At 70.8% G+C, this 16,693-nt stretch carries 17 protein-coding genes, 1 tRNA gene and 1 pseudogene; 16 read left to right on the top strand and 3 right to left on the bottom strand.

Going from position 1 to position 16,693, the window contains the following annotated elements; genetic code table 11:
* Positions 1-11: 11 nt before the first annotated feature.
* Positions 12-671 (bottom strand): helix-turn-helix domain-containing protein, encoded by a 660-nt coding sequence (locus ASG48_RS12880; RefSeq protein WP_055850671.1) that lies wholly within the window; start codon positions 669-671, stop codon positions 12-14.
* 338 nt (positions 672-1,009) lie between these two features.
* Between ASG48_RS12880 and ggt the strand changes: the two genes are divergently transcribed.
* The 15 genes and pseudogenes from ggt (at position 1,010) to ASG48_RS12805 (ending at position 14,662) form a co-directional block, all read left to right on the top strand.
* Complete coding sequence (ggt, locus tag ASG48_RS12875; RefSeq protein WP_055850288.1) at positions 1,010-2,752, top strand: gamma-glutamyltransferase; 1,743 nt, start codon at positions 1,010-1,012, stop codon at positions 2,750-2,752.
* A 396-nt stretch (positions 2,753-3,148) separates the two neighbouring features.
* Positions 3,149-3,277 (top strand): annotated as a pseudogene (locus tag ASG48_RS18845) (sugar ABC transporter substrate-binding protein); the annotation flags it as partial.
* 83 nt (positions 3,278-3,360) lie between these two features.
* Complete coding sequence (locus ASG48_RS12865; protein ID WP_055850283.1) at positions 3,361-3,699, top strand: hypothetical protein; 339 nt, start codon at positions 3,361-3,363, stop codon at positions 3,697-3,699.
* 142 nt (positions 3,700-3,841) lie between these two features.
* Positions 3,842-4,756, top strand: coding sequence for an SMP-30/gluconolactonase/LRE family protein (locus tag ASG48_RS12860; protein WP_055850282.1), 915 nt, complete (start codon positions 3,842-3,844; stop codon positions 4,754-4,756).
* Between the two features lie 105 nt (positions 4,757-4,861).
* Positions 4,862-5,899: an L-idonate 5-dehydrogenase gene (locus ASG48_RS12855; RefSeq protein ID WP_055850280.1), complete on the top strand. Its 1,038-nt coding sequence runs from the start codon at positions 4,862-4,864 to the stop codon at positions 5,897-5,899.
* A 22-nt stretch (positions 5,900-5,921) separates the two neighbouring features.
* Positions 5,922-6,242, top strand: coding sequence for a hypothetical protein (locus ASG48_RS12850; RefSeq protein WP_055850278.1), 321 nt, complete (start codon positions 5,922-5,924; stop codon positions 6,240-6,242).
* A 65-nt stretch (positions 6,243-6,307) separates the two neighbouring features.
* Positions 6,308-7,366, top strand: coding sequence for a LacI family DNA-binding transcriptional regulator (locus ASG48_RS12845; RefSeq protein WP_055850276.1), 1,059 nt, complete (start codon positions 6,308-6,310; stop codon positions 7,364-7,366).
* The gene (locus ASG48_RS12840) at positions 7,356-8,261 is read left to right on the top strand and encodes an NAD(P)-dependent oxidoreductase (protein ID WP_055850274.1); all 906 of its coding nucleotides are present in this window, start codon (positions 7,356-7,358) and stop codon (positions 8,259-8,261) included. The genes ASG48_RS12845 and ASG48_RS12840 overlap by 11 nt, the downstream gene beginning before the upstream one ends.
* A 39-nt stretch (positions 8,262-8,300) precedes the next feature.
* The gene (gene gndA, locus ASG48_RS12835; RefSeq protein WP_055850272.1) at positions 8,301-9,731 is read left to right on the top strand and encodes an NADP-dependent phosphogluconate dehydrogenase; all 1,431 of its coding nucleotides are present in this window, start codon (positions 8,301-8,303) and stop codon (positions 9,729-9,731) included.
* 147 nt (positions 9,732-9,878) lie between these two features.
* Positions 9,879-10,646, top strand: coding sequence for an SDR family oxidoreductase (locus ASG48_RS12830; RefSeq protein WP_055850270.1), 768 nt, complete (start codon positions 9,879-9,881; stop codon positions 10,644-10,646).
* A gap of 40 nt (positions 10,647-10,686) precedes the next feature.
* Positions 10,687-11,499 (top strand): transporter substrate-binding domain-containing protein, encoded by an 813-nt coding sequence (locus tag ASG48_RS12825; RefSeq protein ID WP_156381591.1) that lies wholly within the window; start codon positions 10,687-10,689, stop codon positions 11,497-11,499.
* Positions 11,500-11,615: 116 nt separating this feature from the next.
* Positions 11,616-12,320: an amino acid ABC transporter permease gene (locus tag ASG48_RS12820; protein WP_055850266.1), complete on the top strand. Its 705-nt coding sequence runs from the start codon at positions 11,616-11,618 to the stop codon at positions 12,318-12,320.
* A complete protein-coding gene (locus ASG48_RS12815) occupies positions 12,317-12,976 on the top strand; it encodes an amino acid ABC transporter permease (RefSeq protein ID WP_156381604.1) in 660 nt (219 codons plus the stop codon). The genes ASG48_RS12820 and ASG48_RS12815 overlap by 4 nt, the downstream gene beginning before the upstream one ends.
* Positions 12,957-13,688, top strand: coding sequence for an amino acid ABC transporter ATP-binding protein (locus ASG48_RS12810; RefSeq protein WP_055850262.1), 732 nt, complete (start codon positions 12,957-12,959; stop codon positions 13,686-13,688). The genes ASG48_RS12815 and ASG48_RS12810 overlap by 20 nt, the downstream gene beginning before the upstream one ends.
* A 20-nt stretch (positions 13,689-13,708) precedes the next feature.
* Positions 13,709-14,662: a 2-hydroxyacid dehydrogenase gene (locus tag ASG48_RS12805; RefSeq protein ID WP_244486897.1), complete on the top strand. Its 954-nt coding sequence runs from the start codon at positions 13,709-13,711 to the stop codon at positions 14,660-14,662.
* An 84-nt stretch (positions 14,663-14,746) separates the two neighbouring features.
* Here ASG48_RS12805 and ASG48_RS12800 read toward each other — a convergent pair whose 3' ends face one another.
* A complete protein-coding gene (locus tag ASG48_RS12800; protein WP_055850258.1) occupies positions 14,747-15,142 on the bottom strand; it encodes a cupin domain-containing protein in 396 nt (131 codons plus the stop codon).
* Positions 15,143-15,244: 102 nt separating this feature from the next.
* Positions 15,245-16,243, bottom strand: a complete 999-nt coding sequence (locus tag ASG48_RS12795; protein ID WP_055850257.1) for a complex I NDUFA9 subunit family protein — start codon at positions 16,241-16,243, stop codon at positions 15,245-15,247.
* 207 nt (positions 16,244-16,450) lie between these two features.
* On the opposite strand from ASG48_RS12795, the gene ASG48_RS12790 reads away from it, so the two are divergent.
* Positions 16,451-16,535 (top strand) — tRNA-Leu (locus tag ASG48_RS12790).
* Positions 16,536-16,693: the final 158 nt, after the last annotated feature.

The raw sequence follows: 16,693 nt of genomic DNA, 5'->3' as shown, positions 1-16,693 counted from the left end.
GCGGGGCGGTATCAGGCCCGCAGCGTGCCGGCGACCGCCTCCAGCGCCTTGCGGTCGCGGATCTCCACGAGGCGCGCGTCCGGCAGGTCGATGAGGCCCTGGTTGCGCAGCTTGGTGAAGGAGCGGCTGACCGTCTCGATCGTGAGGCCGAGATAGTCGGCGATGTCGGCGCGCGACATGGGGATGGCGACGGGGTCGGCCGGCAGGTGATGCTCGACCGCGCGCTGCGAGAGCATGAGGAGGAAGGTGGACAGCTTCTCGACCGGCGCGAGGCGGCCGAGGATCATCTGGTTCTCGCGCGAGCGCCGCAGGGCGGCGCGGGTGAAGGCGAAGAGCCGGTCGTTCAGTTTGGGAAAGCGCACGGCCAGCGCGTCCATGCCCGCCACGGGGAAGGAGCACAGGGCCGAGGGCGTGACGGCCTCGGCGCTCGCCGAATAGACCCCGTCGTCGGCAAGGCCGAGGAAGTCCCCGGGCATGAGGAAGCCGGTGATCTGCCGGCGCCCGTCGGGCAGGCCGTTGACGAGCCGCAGCATGCCGGAGGTCAGGCTGTAGACGCGCCGTCGCGGCTCGCCCTCCTCCACCAGCGTCTCGTCGCCGGCGAGCCGGCGCGCCGTCATGATGGATTCCAGCGCGCCGATCTCGTCCGGCTCCAGCGCCGCGCAGACCGCCATGGTGCGCACGTCGCAGGCGTGGCAGGCCCCGCAGGCGGCGCGATGCCCGGCATGCGGCACGGCGGGGTCGATCGTCTTGAGCAGGATCATGGCCGCGACTGTGGGCGCTCGCACGAAAGCTTGCAAGCCATTCCTTTGGAGGGCTTATGTTTGAGCGGCGGGCAGCAGATCGAAGATCTTCGCCTCGCCTGTTCTTTCGGGGTACCACCGTCGCGCGTCCGGCGCCTCGGCCGCCGGCGCGTCTCGCGTCCGGCCTGTTCAACCTCCGCGTCAGGCTCTAGGCTCGCCGTCGTGCTGGCCGCGGACGGGCGCGGCGCTTGCCGAAGGGGGATTTCGAGATGCGGCCGAGACTGCGTGGACCCGTTGCCCTCATCGTCGCGCTCGCGATCGGCCTCGCGCCGCTCGGGCCCGTCCAAGCCGCCTCGCCGGCGCCCGCCAGGGGCGAGCACGGCATGGTGGTGACCGCGCAGCATCTCGCCTCCGATGTCGGCATCGAGGTGCTGAAGAGCGGGGGCAACGCCGTGGATGCGGCGGTCGCCGTCGGCTATGCGCTCGCCGTCGTCTATCCGACGGCCGGCAATCTCGGCGGCGGCGGCTTCATGACCATCCGCCTGAAGGACGGGCGCACGACCTTCCTCGACTTCCGCGAGCGCGCGCCGCTCGCCTCCACCAAGACGATGTATCTCGACAAGGACGGCAACCCGATCGAGGACGCCAGCACGCGCGGCTATCTCGCCGTCGGCGTTCCCGGCTCGGTCGCCGGCTTCGAGAGGGCGCGCCAGACCTACGGCACCAAGCCGCGCGAGGCGCTGCTGGCGCCCGCCATCCGCCTCGCGCGCGAGGGCTTCGTGCTGGAGCCCGGCGACGTCGCCGCCTTCGCGGAGGGCAACGACCTGCTGGCGAAGGATGAAGCGGCGGCCGCGATCTTCCTGAAGGACGGCCGGCCGCTGGAGCTCGGCGCGACGCTGCGCCAGGACGATCTCGCCGCCTCGCTCGAGGCCATCGCGCGCGAGGGGCCCGACGCCTTCTATCGCGGCGCCATCGCCGAGCGGATCGTCGAGGCCAGCCGGGCCGGAGGCGGCGTCCTCGCGAAGGCCGATTTCGAAGCCTATGCGGTGCGCGAGCTGGAGCCCGTGACCTGCTCCTATCGCGGCTTCGAGATCGCCTCCTCGCCGCCGCCCTCCTCGGGCGGGGTCATCATCTGCGAGATCCTCAACGTGCTGGAGGCCTATCCGCTCTCCTATCTCGGCGCCGGCTCGGCCGAGACGACGCGCCTCATGGTGGAGGCGATGCGCCACGCCTTCGTCGACCGAAACGCCTCGCTCGGCGATCCCGATTTCGTCGACAATCCGGTCGAGAAGCTCCTCAGCAAGGCCTATGCGCAGGAGATCCGCGACAGGATCGACCCGTTCAGGGCGGGCGTCAGTGAGGACCTGATGCCGAAGGGCTTCGGGGAATCGACGGAGACGACGCATTATTCGATCGTCGACGACGCGGGCAACGCCGTCGCCGTCACCTACACGCTGAACGGCTCCTTCGGGGCGGGCGTGGTGGCGCCGGGCACGGGCATCCTCCTCAACAACGAGATGGACGACTTCACCGTCAAGCCCGGCGTGCCGAACCTCTACGGTCTCGTGCAGGGCGAGGCCAACGCGATCGAGCCACGCAAGTCGCCGCTCTCCTCCATGAGCCCGACCATCGTCTCGCGCGACGGAAAGCCCTTCATGGTCATCGGCAGCCCGGGCGGTTCGCGCATCATCACCATCACGCTGGAGGCGATCCTCAACGTCGTCGACCACGGCATGGACCTGCAGGAGGCGATCGACGCGCCGCGCATCCACCACCAGTGGCTGCCCGATAAAGTGTATATGGAGCCCTTCGCCCTCTCGCCCGACACGCGCCGCATCCTGGCCGGCATGGGCTACGACGTGGCAATCGATCCCGACTGGACGATCTGGGGCGAGGCGGCGGGCATCCTCGTCGGCGGCGAAAGCCTCGCCGAGGTCGAGGCCGGCACGGGCGCGCGCTACACAGGCGCCATCGACAGCCGCGCCGCGGCGGGCAAGGCCGTCGGCTACTAGCGGCGCGGTCCGAGACGCAGCCGGAACCCGGCCGTTCGCTCTACGGGCGTTCCCACGCCGTGCGGGGCGTTCCGCCTCCCGGTCGCCTCGCCCCGTCACCGCACGCCCCGAGGCCTCGGCCGAGAAGGGCCCATGCGCGATGCGTCGGCTCGGCCGGCGCCGCTTGGGAAGGGGCGGCCCGACGCGCCGGCATCGCGCTCGGTTCGTTCCCGTGCCCTTCCGCCTCCGGTTGCAGGACGGACCATCGAGGGCCGTTTGACAAGTGTTGATGATATCGATAACAAAAGCGAGCCGAAGACGGGCTGGGAGGCTGACTTGGCGGAGCTTGAGTTCAGGAACCTGCAGAAGCGGTTCGGCGGCACGCCGGCCCTGACGGGCGTCGGCTTCGCCATGCGCTCCGGCGATGGCGCGCCGCTCCCCGTCGTCACCAAGGCCAATGTCCAGTTCGACGGCGGGCCGGACAACGCCTTCGACCCGCAGAACGGCTATCGCGACGCCTGCAAGGCCCTCTGGGGCGTGAGCTAGCCCTCGCAGACCCGGCGCAGGGCGGTCGTCCCGCCCTCCGCCAATCCCCGCCGACCTCCCGCCATCGATCCCCGGAGCCTTCCATGTATATCCGCTGCGCCTTCTTCCGCGGCCGCGCCAAGCCCGGCCGCGAGGCGGAGTTCACCGCCTATGTCCGCGAGCGGCTCGTGCCGCTCTGGACCCGCTTTCCCGGCGCCGAGGAAGTGCGCATCTGGCGCCAGGAGGAGTCCGACGTCGCCGACCCGCATCTGGAGATGGTCCTCCAGGTCCGCTACCCCTCGCGCGAGGCGATCGAACTGGCGCTGGCCTCCGACGTGCGCTACCGCTCGCGCGAGGTGACCAAGGGCCTCCTCGAGCTCTACGAGGGCGACATCTTCCACACGGTCTTCCGGGCGGACGACTATCCGCTTCCCACGGACTGACACCGGCGCGCGCGCGCGGATCGACCGGTCGGGCCGGCCCCCGCGGCGCCGTGAGAGGCTCGAGCGCCGCGCGGGCCGCCACCGCGCGGCCCATTGTGAAGACGCGCCGTTCCCGACGCGCGCCGGTCAGAGGGGGCCTGCCATGTCCGACACCTACATCGTCCACGATCCGCGCTTCTCCGCCCTCTTCATCGGGCATGCGCGGCTGGAGCGGCTGTGGACGGGCGGGCGCTGGCTGGAGGGGCCGGTCTACGTGCCCGCCGCCAAGTCGCTCCTCTTCTCCGACATTCCGAACGACGCGCTGATGCGGCTCGACGAATGCGACGGCTCCGTCGGCGTCTTCGAGCGGCCCTGCGGCTTCCACAACGGCCACACGCTCGACCGGGAGGGGCGGGTGATCGCCTGCGAGCACGGCGGCCGGCGCATCTCGCGGCTCGATCACGACGGCATCTGGCGCGGCCTCGCGGACCGGTTCGAGGGGCGGCGCCTGAACTCGCCCAACGACGTCGTCGTGCATTCCGACGGCTCGATCTGGTTCAGCGACCCGACCTACGGCATCGATTCCCACTACGAGGGCCATCGCGCCAGCCCCGAACTCTCCTCCTGCGACGTCTACCGGCTGGATCCGCGGACGGGCGCGATCGAGGCGGTCGTCACCGACATGCTGCGCCCGAACGGCCTGTGCTTCTCGCCGGACGAGCGCACGCTCTACGTCTCCGACACCGGGCGCACGCACGATCGCGACCACACGCCCTGCATCCGCGCCTATGCGATCGGGCCCGACGGGCGCCCGGGCGAGGGCCGCCATTTCGCCGCCTCGCCGAGCGGCTTCTTCGACGGGTTCCGCAGCGACGACCGGGGCCATCTCTGGGCCTCCAATGCCGACGCGGTCTGCGTCTACGCGCCGGACGGCACGCATATCGGCTCCATCCCCGTGCCCGAAATGGTCTCGAACCTGTGCTTCGGCGGCCAGAAGCGCAACCGCCTCTACATCACCGCCCAGACCTCGCTCTACGCGATCTACGTCAACGCCCATGCCTGCGGCTTCGCCGACTGACGAGGCGGGACCGACGCCCGCGCACGGAACGGGCTTGCATCGCCCGTCCCGTCTGTTATCGATATCACGACATTCGCCCCGCCCCTGCCGCCGGAAAGCATCGCCATGAGAGCCGCCGTCATCCACGCCGCCCGGGACCTGCGCCTCGACGAGCGCGCCGAACCCTCGCCCATGCCCGGCGAAGTCGTCGTGCGCTTCGGCGCCGGCGGCATCTGCGGGTCCGACCTGTCCTACTGGTCGAAGGGGCGCGTGGGCGACTTCGCGCTCCAGGAGCCGCTCGTCCTCGGCCACGAGATCTCCGGCGAGATCGAGGCGCTGGGCGAGGGGGTCTCGGGCCTGGCCGTCGGCCAGCGCGTGGCGGTCAATCCGAGCCGGCCTTGCCTTCACTGCGACTATTGCCGCGCCGGGCGCTCGAACCTGTGCCGCAACATGCGCTTCTTCGGCTCGGCGGCGATCGTGCCGCATGTGCAGGGCGGCTTCTCCGAGCGCTTCGTCTGCCGCGCCGACCAGGCCGTGCCCGTGCCGGCGGACATGCCCTTCGAGAAGGCGGCGCTCGCCGAGCCGCTGTCGGTGGCGATCCACGGCATCCGCCGCGCCGGAGAGCTTCTCGGCAAGCGCGTCCTCATCGCGGGGGCCGGGCCGATCGGCCTTCTCCTGGCGCTGGCGGCGCGGCGCGTGGGCGCTGGCACCGTCACCATCACCGATCTCGTCGACGAGCCGCTGGCGCTGGCCCGCCGGGCCGGCGTCGACGAGGGGATCAACGTGGCGGCCCATCCCGAGCGGCTCGCCGCCTACGAGGCGAACAAGGGCACGTTCGACGTGGCGCTGGAGGCGACCGGCTCGCCCGCCGCGCTCGCCTCGCTCTTCCGCGTCGTGCGTCCCGGCGGGCGCGTCGTCCAGCTCGGCATGATGCCGCCGGGCGACAGCCCCGTGCCCGTCAACATGCTGATGGCCCGCGAGATCGACTTCGTCGGCGCCTTCCGCTTCTCCGGCGAGTTCGAGACGGCGGTGGACTGGCTGGTGCGCGACCGGATCGACGTGGCGCCCGTCATGTCGGCCCTGATGCCGATGGCGCGGCTCGACGAGGCCTTCGCGCTCGCCGCCGACCGGCGCCGCGCCATCAAGGTCCATCTCCACTTCTGACAGGGCCGGAGGCCGCATCCCCGTGTTCACGCGCAGCGCCCTGTTTCTGGGACGGATCGAGGAAGGGCGCGAGGCCGAGTTCTTCGAGATCGTCGAGACCGGTCTCGTGCCCGTCTGGCGCCGCATGCCGGGCGCGCTCGATCTTCGGGTCTACCGGCCCCGGCGCGCCGAGGCGGGTGCCCCGCCGATCGTCCTGATGCAGGAGATCGACTATGCCTCGATGGCGGCCGTCGAGATCGCCGAGGCCTCGCCCGTGCGGGCCGAGGGCGCGCCGGTCGTGGCGCGCCTGATGACGATGTTCGTGGGAGAATTGCGCCATGTCGTCTACGAGCGACAGGCCTGAGCCCCGCATCCCCAGACACAGACGAGCCGCCCGGACCCATGCCCGCCACCCCCAAAAAGCCGACCATGCGGGACGTCTCGCGCCTGGCCGGCGTCTCCACGATGACGGTGAGCCGGGTCCTCGCCGATCCCTCCATCGTCTCGCAGGAGACGCGCGCGCGCGTCCTGGCGGCGGTCGAGCAGCTCGGCTACGTGCCGGACCTCGTGGCCGGCTCGCTCTCCTCGCGCCGCACCAACTTCGTCGGCCTCATCCTGCCGACCCTGACCAACAGCAATTTCGGCGACACGGCGCAGGGGCTCGCCGAGACGCTCGGCCCGGCCTACCAGCTCCTCATCGGCTACACGCTCTACCACCTCGCCGAGGAGGAGCGCCTCGTGCGCGCCCTCCTGTCGCGCCGTCCCGAGGCGCTTGTCGTGGCCGGCTCCATCCACACCGGCGCCACGCGGCGCATGCTGACCAATGCGCGCATCCCGGTCGTCGAGATCTGGGACCGGCCGGAGCCCCCGCTCGACCGGGCGGTCGGCTTCTCCAATTTCGAGGCGGGCCGGGCCGCCGCGCGCCACCTGATCGGGCTCGGGCATAGGCGCATCGCCGCCTTCGGCTCGGTCGTGGGCGAGGACGTCGCCGACCATCGCGGCGAGGCGCGCCTGCAGGGGTTCGCGGCCGCGCTGAAGGATGCCGGCCTGTCGGACGCGCTCGTCCTGCGGCTCGGCCATGCGCCCGTCTCCTACGAGCACGGCGCGGCGGCCATGGCCGCGCTTCTCGACCGCGCGCCGGACGTCGAGGCCGTCTTCGCCGTCTCCGACGCCTCCGCCTTCGGCGCGATGATGGAGTGCCGGCGCCGCGGCATCGACGTGCCCGGCCGCGTCGCCGTCCTCGGCTTCGGCGATTTCGAGATCGGGCGCCAGAGCGAGCCGCCGATCTCGACCGTGCGCGTCGATGCCAAGGCGATCGGCGAGCGCACGGGGCGCCTCCTCCTCGATCTCTTCGAGGGCAAGTCGGGGGCCGCGGTGCCGGTCTCGCAGGATATCGGCGTCAGCGTCGTGGCGCGGCGCACCACGATCGAGGCGAAGGCCGCGCCCTGCGCGGCCGCAGCAAGGCAAGGAGACGGCGATGGTCGATAAAGCAGGGATCGGGCGCGTCGGCATCGTCGGCGTCGGCGTCATGGGCAGCGCCATCGCCGGACGGCTTCTGGACGAGGGGATCGCGCTCGTCCTGCGCGACCGCGACGCGCGGAAGCTGGCTCCGCTCGCCGCGCGCGGCGCGAGCGTCGCCGCCTCCTCGCAGGCGCTGATGGAAGCGTGCGACACGATCGTCCTCAGCCTCAACACGGCCGAGATCGTGGAGGCCGTCCTCTTCGGCGCCGAGGGGCTCGCGGGCTTCGCCGGGCCCGGCAAGCTCCTCATCGACATGTCGAGCATCGACCCCAAGGCGACGGCGGCGATGGCGGCGCGGCTGCGCGCGCAGACCGGCATGGCCTGGGTGGACGCGCCGCTCTCGGGCGGGGCGCCGGCGGCGGCGCAAGGGCGGCTGACGCTGATGATGGGGGGCGCGGAGGCGGATGTCGAACGCGCCCGCGCCGTGCTCGGCTTCGTGGCCGCCAACATGAGCCATATGGGCCCGGTGGGCGCCGGCCAGACGACCAAGCTCATCAACCAGGTGCTCTGCGCCTGCACCTTCATGGCCGTGGCCGAGGCGACGCGCCTGGCGCTCGATGCCGGCGTCGACGCGGCGAAGATCCCGGCCGCGCTCGCGGGCGGGCGCGCCGACAGCCGCATCCTGCAGGAGTTCATGGGCAAGATGGCCAGGCGCGACCTCACCCCGACCGGACGCATCGACAACATGCTGAAGGACCTGGAGGCGGTGCAGGCCTTCGCCATGGCGCTGCGCACGCCCATGCCCGTCACGAGCCTGATCGCCGACCTGCACCGCATGATGGTCGCCGCCGGCATCGGCGCCGAGGACAGCGCGGCCTATATGAAACTGTTCGATTTCGGGCGCCCGCACGAGGCGGCCTGAGGCGATGGACCCTGAAACGCAGAGCGTCGGGAGCGACACATGAATGAGAGCGGGGCGGACCTCGGCGTCCTCGGCATGGGAACGATGGGCGCCAATCTGGCGCTGAACTTCGCCGACAATGGCGGCTTCACCGTCGCCCTCTTCAACCGTACGGTGGAGAAGGCCCATGCGGTGCGCGAGGCCAACCCGGCGCTCGCCGGACGGCTGGTGCCGACGCGCTCGATCGCCGAGTTCGTCGCCTCCCTGAAGGCGCCGCGCGTCGTCGTCCTCATGGTCAATGCCGGGCGCCCGGTGGACGAGCAGATGGCGCAGGTCCTGCCGCATCTGAAGGCGGGCGACATCCTGATCGACGCCGGCAATGCCGATTTCAACGACACGGTGCGGCGCGACCGCGAGACGGCCGGCACGGGCGTGCATTTCGTCGGCATGGGCGTCTCGGGCGGCGAGGAGGGGGCGCGCCACGGTCCCTCGATCATGGTCGGCGGGGACAAGGCGGTCTGGGAGCGGCTGAAGCCTCTGCTGGAGCCGATCGCGGCCCGCTACGAGGGCAGCCCCTGCGTCGACTGGCTGGGGCCGGACGGGGCGGGGCACTTCGTCAAGACGATCCACAACGGCATCGAATATGCCGACATGCAGATGATCGCCGAGGTCTACGGCATCCTGCGCGACGGCGTCGGGATGGAGGCGCCCGCCATGGCCGCGATCTTCGCCGACTGGAACACGCGCGGCCTCTCCTCCTATCTCGTCGAGATCACCGCCGTCACGCTCGCCGAGATCGACCCCGAGACCGGGCGCCCGCTCGTCGACCTCATCGTCGACGAGGCGGGGCAGAAGGGCACGGGGCGCTGGTCGGTGATCGAGGCGCAGAAGCTCGGCATCGGCGCCACCACGCTGGAGGCGGCCGTCTCGGCGCGCGGCCTCTCCTCGCGCCGCGCCGAGCGGGCCGCCGCCGCCGGCCTCTTCGACATCCGCACCGAGCCCGCCGCCTTCGAGGCGGACGCGGCGGGCCTTGCCGAACTGGAGGCCGCGCTCGAGACCGCCAAGCTCATCGCCTATGCGCAGGGCTACGCCACGCTCGCCGAAGCTTCCCGGGAGTTCGGCTGGTCGCTGCCGCTCGGCGAGATCGCCCGCATCTGGCGCGCCGGCTGCATCATCCGCTCGCGCTTCCTCGACGACATCACGCAGGCCTACGAGGCCGGCGGCGGCGAGGTCGTGAACCTCCTGCAGGCGCCCTCCTTCCGGCGCCTCGTGGAGGAGGGGCAGGCGAGCCTTCGCCGCGTGGTCGCCAAGGCCGCGCTCGGCGGCCTGCCCGTGCCCGCCCTCTCGGCCGCGCTCGCCTATCTCGACGACTACCGCCGCGCGCGCGGCACCGCCAATCTCACGCAGGCCCAGCGCGACCTCTTCGGCGCCCACACGTTCCGCCGCCTCGACGCGGAGGGCGTCTTCCACCACCGCTGGCCCGCCGTATGACGCCGGCCCCTCGCGGCCCCGCGCCGCCGCCGCCTCGCCCGGGCGCAGGGCCAGAAACAGTTTGCCTCCCGTGGCAAGCGATGATACCGATAACAAAACGACGGACATGCGCGGCCTGTCGCCCTGTCCTGGAAGCGGAACGCGAGCATGTCCCTGAAACTCTTCGATCTGACCGGCCGTCGGGCGCTCATCACCGGGTCCAGCCAGGGCATCGGCTATGCGCTCGCGGAAGGCCTGGGACGCGCCGGGGCGTCGATCGTCCTGAACGGGCGGCGCCGCGAGGCGGTGGAGGAGGCGGCGGCGCGGCTGGCATCGGAGGGCATCGCCGTCGATGTCGCGATTTTCGATGTGACCGATATCAACGCCGTTCGCGACGGCGTCGAGCGCATCGAGAGCGAGATCGGCGCGATCGACATCCTCGTCAACAATGCCGGCATCCAGCGCCGCGCGCCGCTCGAGACCTATCCGGCCGAGACCTGGTCGGAGATCATGCGCGCCAACGTGGATTCGGTCTTCTTCGTGGGCCAGGCCGTCGCCCGGCACATGATCGCCCGCGGACGCGGCAAGATCGTCAACATCGCGAGCCTCCAGGCGCAGGCCGCACGCTATTCCATCGCGCCCTACACCGCCACCAAGGGCGCGGTGCTGAACCTCACCCGCGGCATGTGCACCGACTGGGCGCGCCACGGGCTGCAGGTCAACGCGATCGGCCCCGGCTATTTCGAGACGCCGCTGAACCAGGCGCTCGTCGACGACCCCAAATTCACCGAATGGCTGAAGACGCGCACGCCCACCGGGCGCTGGGGCCGCGTGGAGGAGCTGCAGGGCGCGGCGATCTTCCTCGCCTCGGCCGCGTCCGACTTCGTCAACGGACAGATCGTCTATGTCGACGGGGGCGTGCTCGCCACCCTCTGACCCGACATCGACCGCAAACAACCTTCTGGGAGGAATGGACATGTTGCATCGACTGAAGACGGCGCTCGGCGCCGGCGCCCTGGCGCTCGCGCTGATCGCCGCCACGAGCGCGGCCCCCACGAGGGCCGAGGCCGCGAGCCTCGCCGACATCCAAAGCCGGGGCACGGTGCGCATCGGCGTCCTGACCGGCGCCCCGCCGATGGGCATGATCGACAGCCAGGGCAACCCGACCGGCTACGACGTCGACGTCGCCAATCTCGTCGCCCAGTATCTCGGCCTGCCCGTGCAGCTCGTGCCGCTGACGCCGCCCGCCCGCATTCCCGCGCTCCAGACCGGCCAGGTCGACTTCCTCGTCGCCACGCTGGCGCCGACCGGCGAGCGCGCCAAGACGGTGATGTTCACCGCGCCCTACTCGGCCTTTAACATGGTCGTCGTCTCCGGCCCCGACCAGAAGTTCGAGAGTCTCGACAGCCTGAAGGGCAAGCGCATCGCGGTCAATCGAGGCTCCTCGCAGGAGGCGGCGCTGCGCCGCGCCAATGTCGAGGGCCTGGAGATCGTCGTCTACGAGGACGATTCGACCTCCGCGCAGGCGCTCCTCTCCGGCCAGACCGACGCCACCGCCCTGCCGTCCACCGTCGCCGACGGCCTGATGAAGCAGATGCCCGACGCCAAGCTGCAGGTGGGCTTCACCTTCTTCCGCCAGGGCAATTCCATGGCGGTCCTGCCGACCGACTTCGAGCTGCACCAGTATCTCAACACCGCGATCTACCTGATGAAGGTCTCGGGCGATCTCGACAAGATCGCCGTGAAGTGGACGGGCGCGCCGCTGCCGCCGACCCTGCCGAGCTTCTGAGCCGGGCCCGGCCCGTCGCCTTCGCCCGGCGGCCCGCGCAGGCGGGCCCTTCGCCCCTCGCACGATCCGTCCGCCCGGCCCCTTGAGCCGGGCGGCGATCGCCCCGGGATGTCCCCATGAACTACACGTTCCAGTTCGGCGTCCTCGCCCAGTATCAGGACCAGCTCCTGAAGGGCCTGTGGCTGACGGTGCAGATCTCGGCCTTCGCCATCGTCGTGGGCACCGCCTTCGGCATCCTCCTCGCCTCGCTGCGCTCGATGGGCGGGAGGCCGGTGCGCTTCCTCGTCGACGCCTATGTCGAGCTGATCCGCAACACGCCCTTCCTCGTCCAGCTCTTCATCATCTATTTCGGCCTGCCGGGCATGGGCTTTCGCGTCGGCGCCGTCACCGCCGCGCTGATCGGCATGACCATCAACCTCGCGGCCTATTCCACCGAGATCATCCGCGCCGGCATCGAGGCGGTCCACAAGTCGCAGATCGAGGCCGGCGAGGCGCTCGGCTTCACGCAGATCCAGATCTACCGGCACGTCGTCATCCTGCCGGCGATCCAGAAGGTCTATCCCGCGCTCTCATCGCAATTCGTGCTGATGATGCTGGCCTCCTCCATCACCTCGGCGATCTCGACCGGCGAACTGACGGCGGCCGCCTCCTTCGTGCAGTCGCAGAGCTACCGCTCCTTCGAGGTCTATATCGCCGTCACGATCATCTATCTGGCGCTCGCCCTTCTCCTGCGGGGGCTGCTGGCGCTGATCGGGCTCTGGCTCTTCGGCCGCCGCACGGCAAAAGCCGCCGTGCGCCCCGTGGTGGAGGCGTCGGCCTGATGTTCCGCTCCTTCGGCCAAGACGAATTCATCTTCCTCGTCCAGTCCCTGCAATGGACGCTGATCCTCACCGCGCTCGCGCTGGCGGGCGGGGGCGTCGTCGGCTTCCTCGTGGCGCTCGCGAGGGTCTCGGTCTGGCGCTGGCTGCGGCTTGCGGCCTCCGTCTACATCCAGGTCATCCAGGGCATTCCGGTGCTGATGATCCTGTTCCTGTCCTATTACGGGCTGAGCCTCATGGGCTACCAGCTGCCGCCGCTGGTCGCCGCCGGCGTCTCCATGACGATCTACGCCTCGGGCTATCTCGCCGAGATCTGGCGCGGCTCCATCCAGTCGGTCCCCAAGCAGCAGTGGGAGGGGTCCGAATCCCTCGCCATGACGCGCTGGCAGCAATATCGCCACGTCGTCCTGCCGCAGGCGGTGCGCATCTCGCTGCCCTCCACCGTCGGCTTCGCGGTGCAGGTGGTGAAGAACACCTCCATCGCCTCGCTCATCGGCTTCGTCGAGCTCGCCCGCGCCGGCCAGCTCATCAACAACGCGACGTTCCAGCCCTTCCGCGTCTTCCTCGTGGTCGCCGCGCTGTACTTCGCCGTCTGCTACCCGCTGTCCCAGCTTTCGCGCTGGCTGGAGAGGAGGCTTCATGTCGGAAGTCGTCATTGACCGCGTCCACAAGAGCTTCGGCGCCGTCGAGGTCCTGAAGGGCATCTCGATGACGGTGGGGCGCGGCGAGGTCACGGCGCTGATCGGGCGTTCGGGCTCGGGCAAGTCGACGCTGCTGCGCTGCGTCAACGGGCTGGAGAAGATCAATTCGGGCTCGATCGAGATCGCCGGCCACAAGGTCAGCCGTGACAAGGCCGCGCTTCGGGCCCTGCGCCGCGACGTCGGCATCGTGTTCCAGAGCTACAATCTCTTCCCGCATCTGACGGTCGGGCAGAACATCATGCTGGCCCCGCGCATCGTGAAGAAGGCGGCCAAGGGCGAGACGCGCGCGATCGCCGAGGAGGTTCTGGCGCTGGTCGGCCTGTCGGAGAAGTTCGACGCCTATCCCGACGAGCTTTCCGGCGGCCAGCAGCAGCGCGTGGCCATCGCCCGCTCGCTCGCCATGCGCCCGAGGGTCATGCTCTTCGACGAGGTGACCTCCGCGCTCGACCCCGAACTCACCGGCGAGGTGCTCGCGGTGATGGAGACGCTCGCGCGCGACGGCATGACCATGCTCCTCGTCACGCACGAGATGGGCTTCGCCAAACGCGTGGCCAACACCACCGTCTTCATGCACCAGGGCCGCATCCACGAGGCGGGGCCTTCGGCCGAGCTCTTCGCGAGCCCGAAGACGCCGGAAATGGCGCAGTTCATCAAGGCCGACATCAAGTGAAGGCCGATCCGGAAGGTCCCATGTCCCAGCCAATGCCGAAGACCGCCGAGATCCTGCAGCTCTGCCCGCTCCTGCCCGCTCTCGAGGCGGCGCTCGCCGAGCGCTTCACCGTGCACCGCCATTTCGAGGCTGGGACGCAAGGGCGGCTCGATGCGCTCGCCCCCGCCATCCGCGGCGTCGTCACCGGCGGCCATATCGGCATTTCGCCCGATCTCGCCGCGCGCCTGCCCGCGCTCGAGATCGTCGCGATCAACGGCGTCGGCTTCGACAAGGTCGATCTCGCCGAGGCGAAGCGGCGCGGCATCCGCGTGTCGAACACGCCGGACGTCCTCACCGAGGACGTCGCCGACCTCGCGATCGGCCTGATCGTCGCGCTTCTGCGCCAGATCGTGCGCGGCGACGGCCATGTGCGCGCCGGCGCCTGGCCGAAGGGCGATCTCGGCCTCGCCAGCAAGGTCTCGCGCAAGCGCGTCGGCATTCTGGGCCTCGGGCGGATCGGTCTTGCGATCGCCCGGCGCCTCGAGGGCTTCGACGCCGCGATCAGCTACCACAACCGCAACCCGCGGGACGACGTGCCCTATGCCTATGTCGCCGACCCGCGGGCCCTCGCCGCCGGCTGCGACATCCTCGTCGTCGCCGCCGCGGCCTCCGCGCAGACCCGCGACATCGTCGATTCGGCGGTCCTGAAGGCGCTCGGCCCCAGAGGCTTCCTCGTCAACGTCGCCCGCGGCTCGGTGGTCGACGAGCCCGCCCTTCTCGCGGCGCTCGAGGCCGGCGAGATCGCCGGCGCCGGGCTCGACGTCTTCGCCGACGAGCCGAACGTGCCGGCCGGCTTTCTCGGCCTGCCGAACGTCGTCCTCACGCCGCATATGGCGAGCGCCACGCACGAGACGCGCCAGGCCATGGCCGATCTGGTTCTGGCCAATCTCGACGCGCATTTCGCCGGGCGGGACCTGCCGACCGCGCTCGTCTGAGCGCCGCGCGTTCGGAAGGGCCCGTCCTGGCCGCTTTCCGCGGCCGGACGGCGCCGGGCCCCACCGGCGCGCGTCCTCGCTCCGTCAGCCCGCGTAATCCGCGTCGCTGACGGGCTCCATCCACTCCACGACCGTGCCGTCGCGATGTTCCTGGATGGCGATGTGGGTCATGGCGGTGGTGGGGCCGGCGCCGTGCCAGTGCTTCTCGTCCGGCGCGAACCAGACGACGTCGCCGGGCCGGATCTCCTCGACCGGTCCGCCCTCGCGCTGCACAAGGCCGAGCCCCTCCGTCACGATCAGCGTCTGCCCGAGCGGGTGCGTGTGCCAGGCGGTGCGCGCCCCCGGCTCGAACGTGACCCGCGCCGCCGCCCCGCGCCGCGCCTCGTTGGCCGAGAAGAGCGGGTCGATGCGCACGGCGCCGGTGAACCAGTCGGCGGGCCCCCTGGCCGAGGGCCGCGATCCGTTCCGCGTGATGTCCATGGCGTGCGATCCTCCTTCGAGAAAAACGGCCCGTCCCTTACCCGTTCCGGCCGTCCAAGGCCGCGCCCGGTCCTCGATCGGGGGCGCCTGCCGGCGCGCCCGTCACATCATGGTGCCGGAATTGCTGTCCTGCGGATGGGCGCCCGGCTTGGTGAACTGGCCCTCCGGGCGGAAGCGCACGAGATAGGTCGGCAGGATGGCGGCGAGCGTGCGCGGCTCGATGCCGAAGGCCTCGAAGGTGCGCTTCTCGGCGATCGCGCTCTCGGAGACGACGTTGTCGCGCTGCAGCTGCACGACCTGGTCGGGCGTCAGCGGCGCGCCGGGCAGGTACTTCATCACCTCGGCCATGCGCGCGGCGAGGCCGAAGGGCAGGGTGACGAAGCCGCGCTTGCGCTCGATCTCGGCGAGCATGAGCTCCATCATCTCGCGGAAGGTGAGGACCTCCGGTCCGCCGAGCTCGTAGATGCGCCCGCCCGCCACCCTGGCGTCCACGCAATCCGCCACCGCCTCGGCGACGTCGCCGACATAGACCGGCTGGAAGCGCGTCGTGCCCCCGCCCAGAAGCGGCAGGACCGGCGAGAAGCGCGCCATGTCGGCGAAGCGGTTGAAGAACTGGTCCTCGGCGCCGAAGACGATGGAGGGGCGCAGGATGCGCGCCTGCGGCACGGTCTCGAGCGCGGCGCGCTCGCCGCGGGCCTTGGAGCGGGCATAGGCGCTCGGCGAGGCCTCGTCCGCGCCGATCGCCGAGACCTGCGTCAGCGAGGCGTCGACGGAGCGGGCGGCCTCCGCCACGGCCCTGGCGCCGGCCGACTGCAGCGCCTCGAAGCTCTGACGCCCGCTCTCGGCGAGGACGCCGACGAGATTGACGACGTGATGGGCGCCTTCCACCGCGCGGTCCACCGACCAGCGATGGCGCAGGTTCGCCTGGATCGGCATGACCTGGCCCATATTGCCCGCCGTCTGCAGGTGATAGGCCAGATCCGGCCGCCGGCAGGCGACGCGGATTCGATGGCCGCGCTTGGCGAGCGCGCGCACCACGTAGCGGCCCAGAAAGCCCGAACCGCCGAAGATCACCACGGTGGCCTGCGTATCGATCGTCATCGCGATGCCCTGTCGCCGTACGGGGCGGCCGCCGGGCCGCCGCCGAAGCCTCTTCACCTGTCGCGCGTCATAGACGCTTCGCGCCCCGAAATGAAGGCGCATCGCGTCGCGCCACCGCCGCGACGCCCTGGGGCCTGCGACAATCGTCACCGATGGCCCCAACCCGGCGTTGACAGGCCGCCAGCCACCCCTTAAAGCCACCCCCGTGCCCAGGTGGCGGAATTGGTAGACGCGCACGGTTCAGGTCCGTGTGCCGCGAGGCGTGAAGGTTCGAGTCCTTTCCTGGGCACCAATTCCCCTGATGCGTCAGGGAAGCCCCAAGTTTTCAGCGACAGGCCCGTCGGGGCCGCGCTTTCTCAACTTTCCAAAAGATAGAGCCTTTCGTCCGACATCCCTTCGCGTGACGCGGGCGATGGGCGCGCCGTGACGGCTGTCTTGCGGGCGTGGGCG

The organism is Aurantimonas sp. Leaf443 (genome assembly GCF_001425575.1).
In the GTDB taxonomy this organism is placed as follows: Bacteria; Pseudomonadota; Alphaproteobacteria; order Rhizobiales; family Rhizobiaceae; genus Leaf443.
This window is presented reverse-complemented; position numbering and strand designations above follow the sequence as displayed.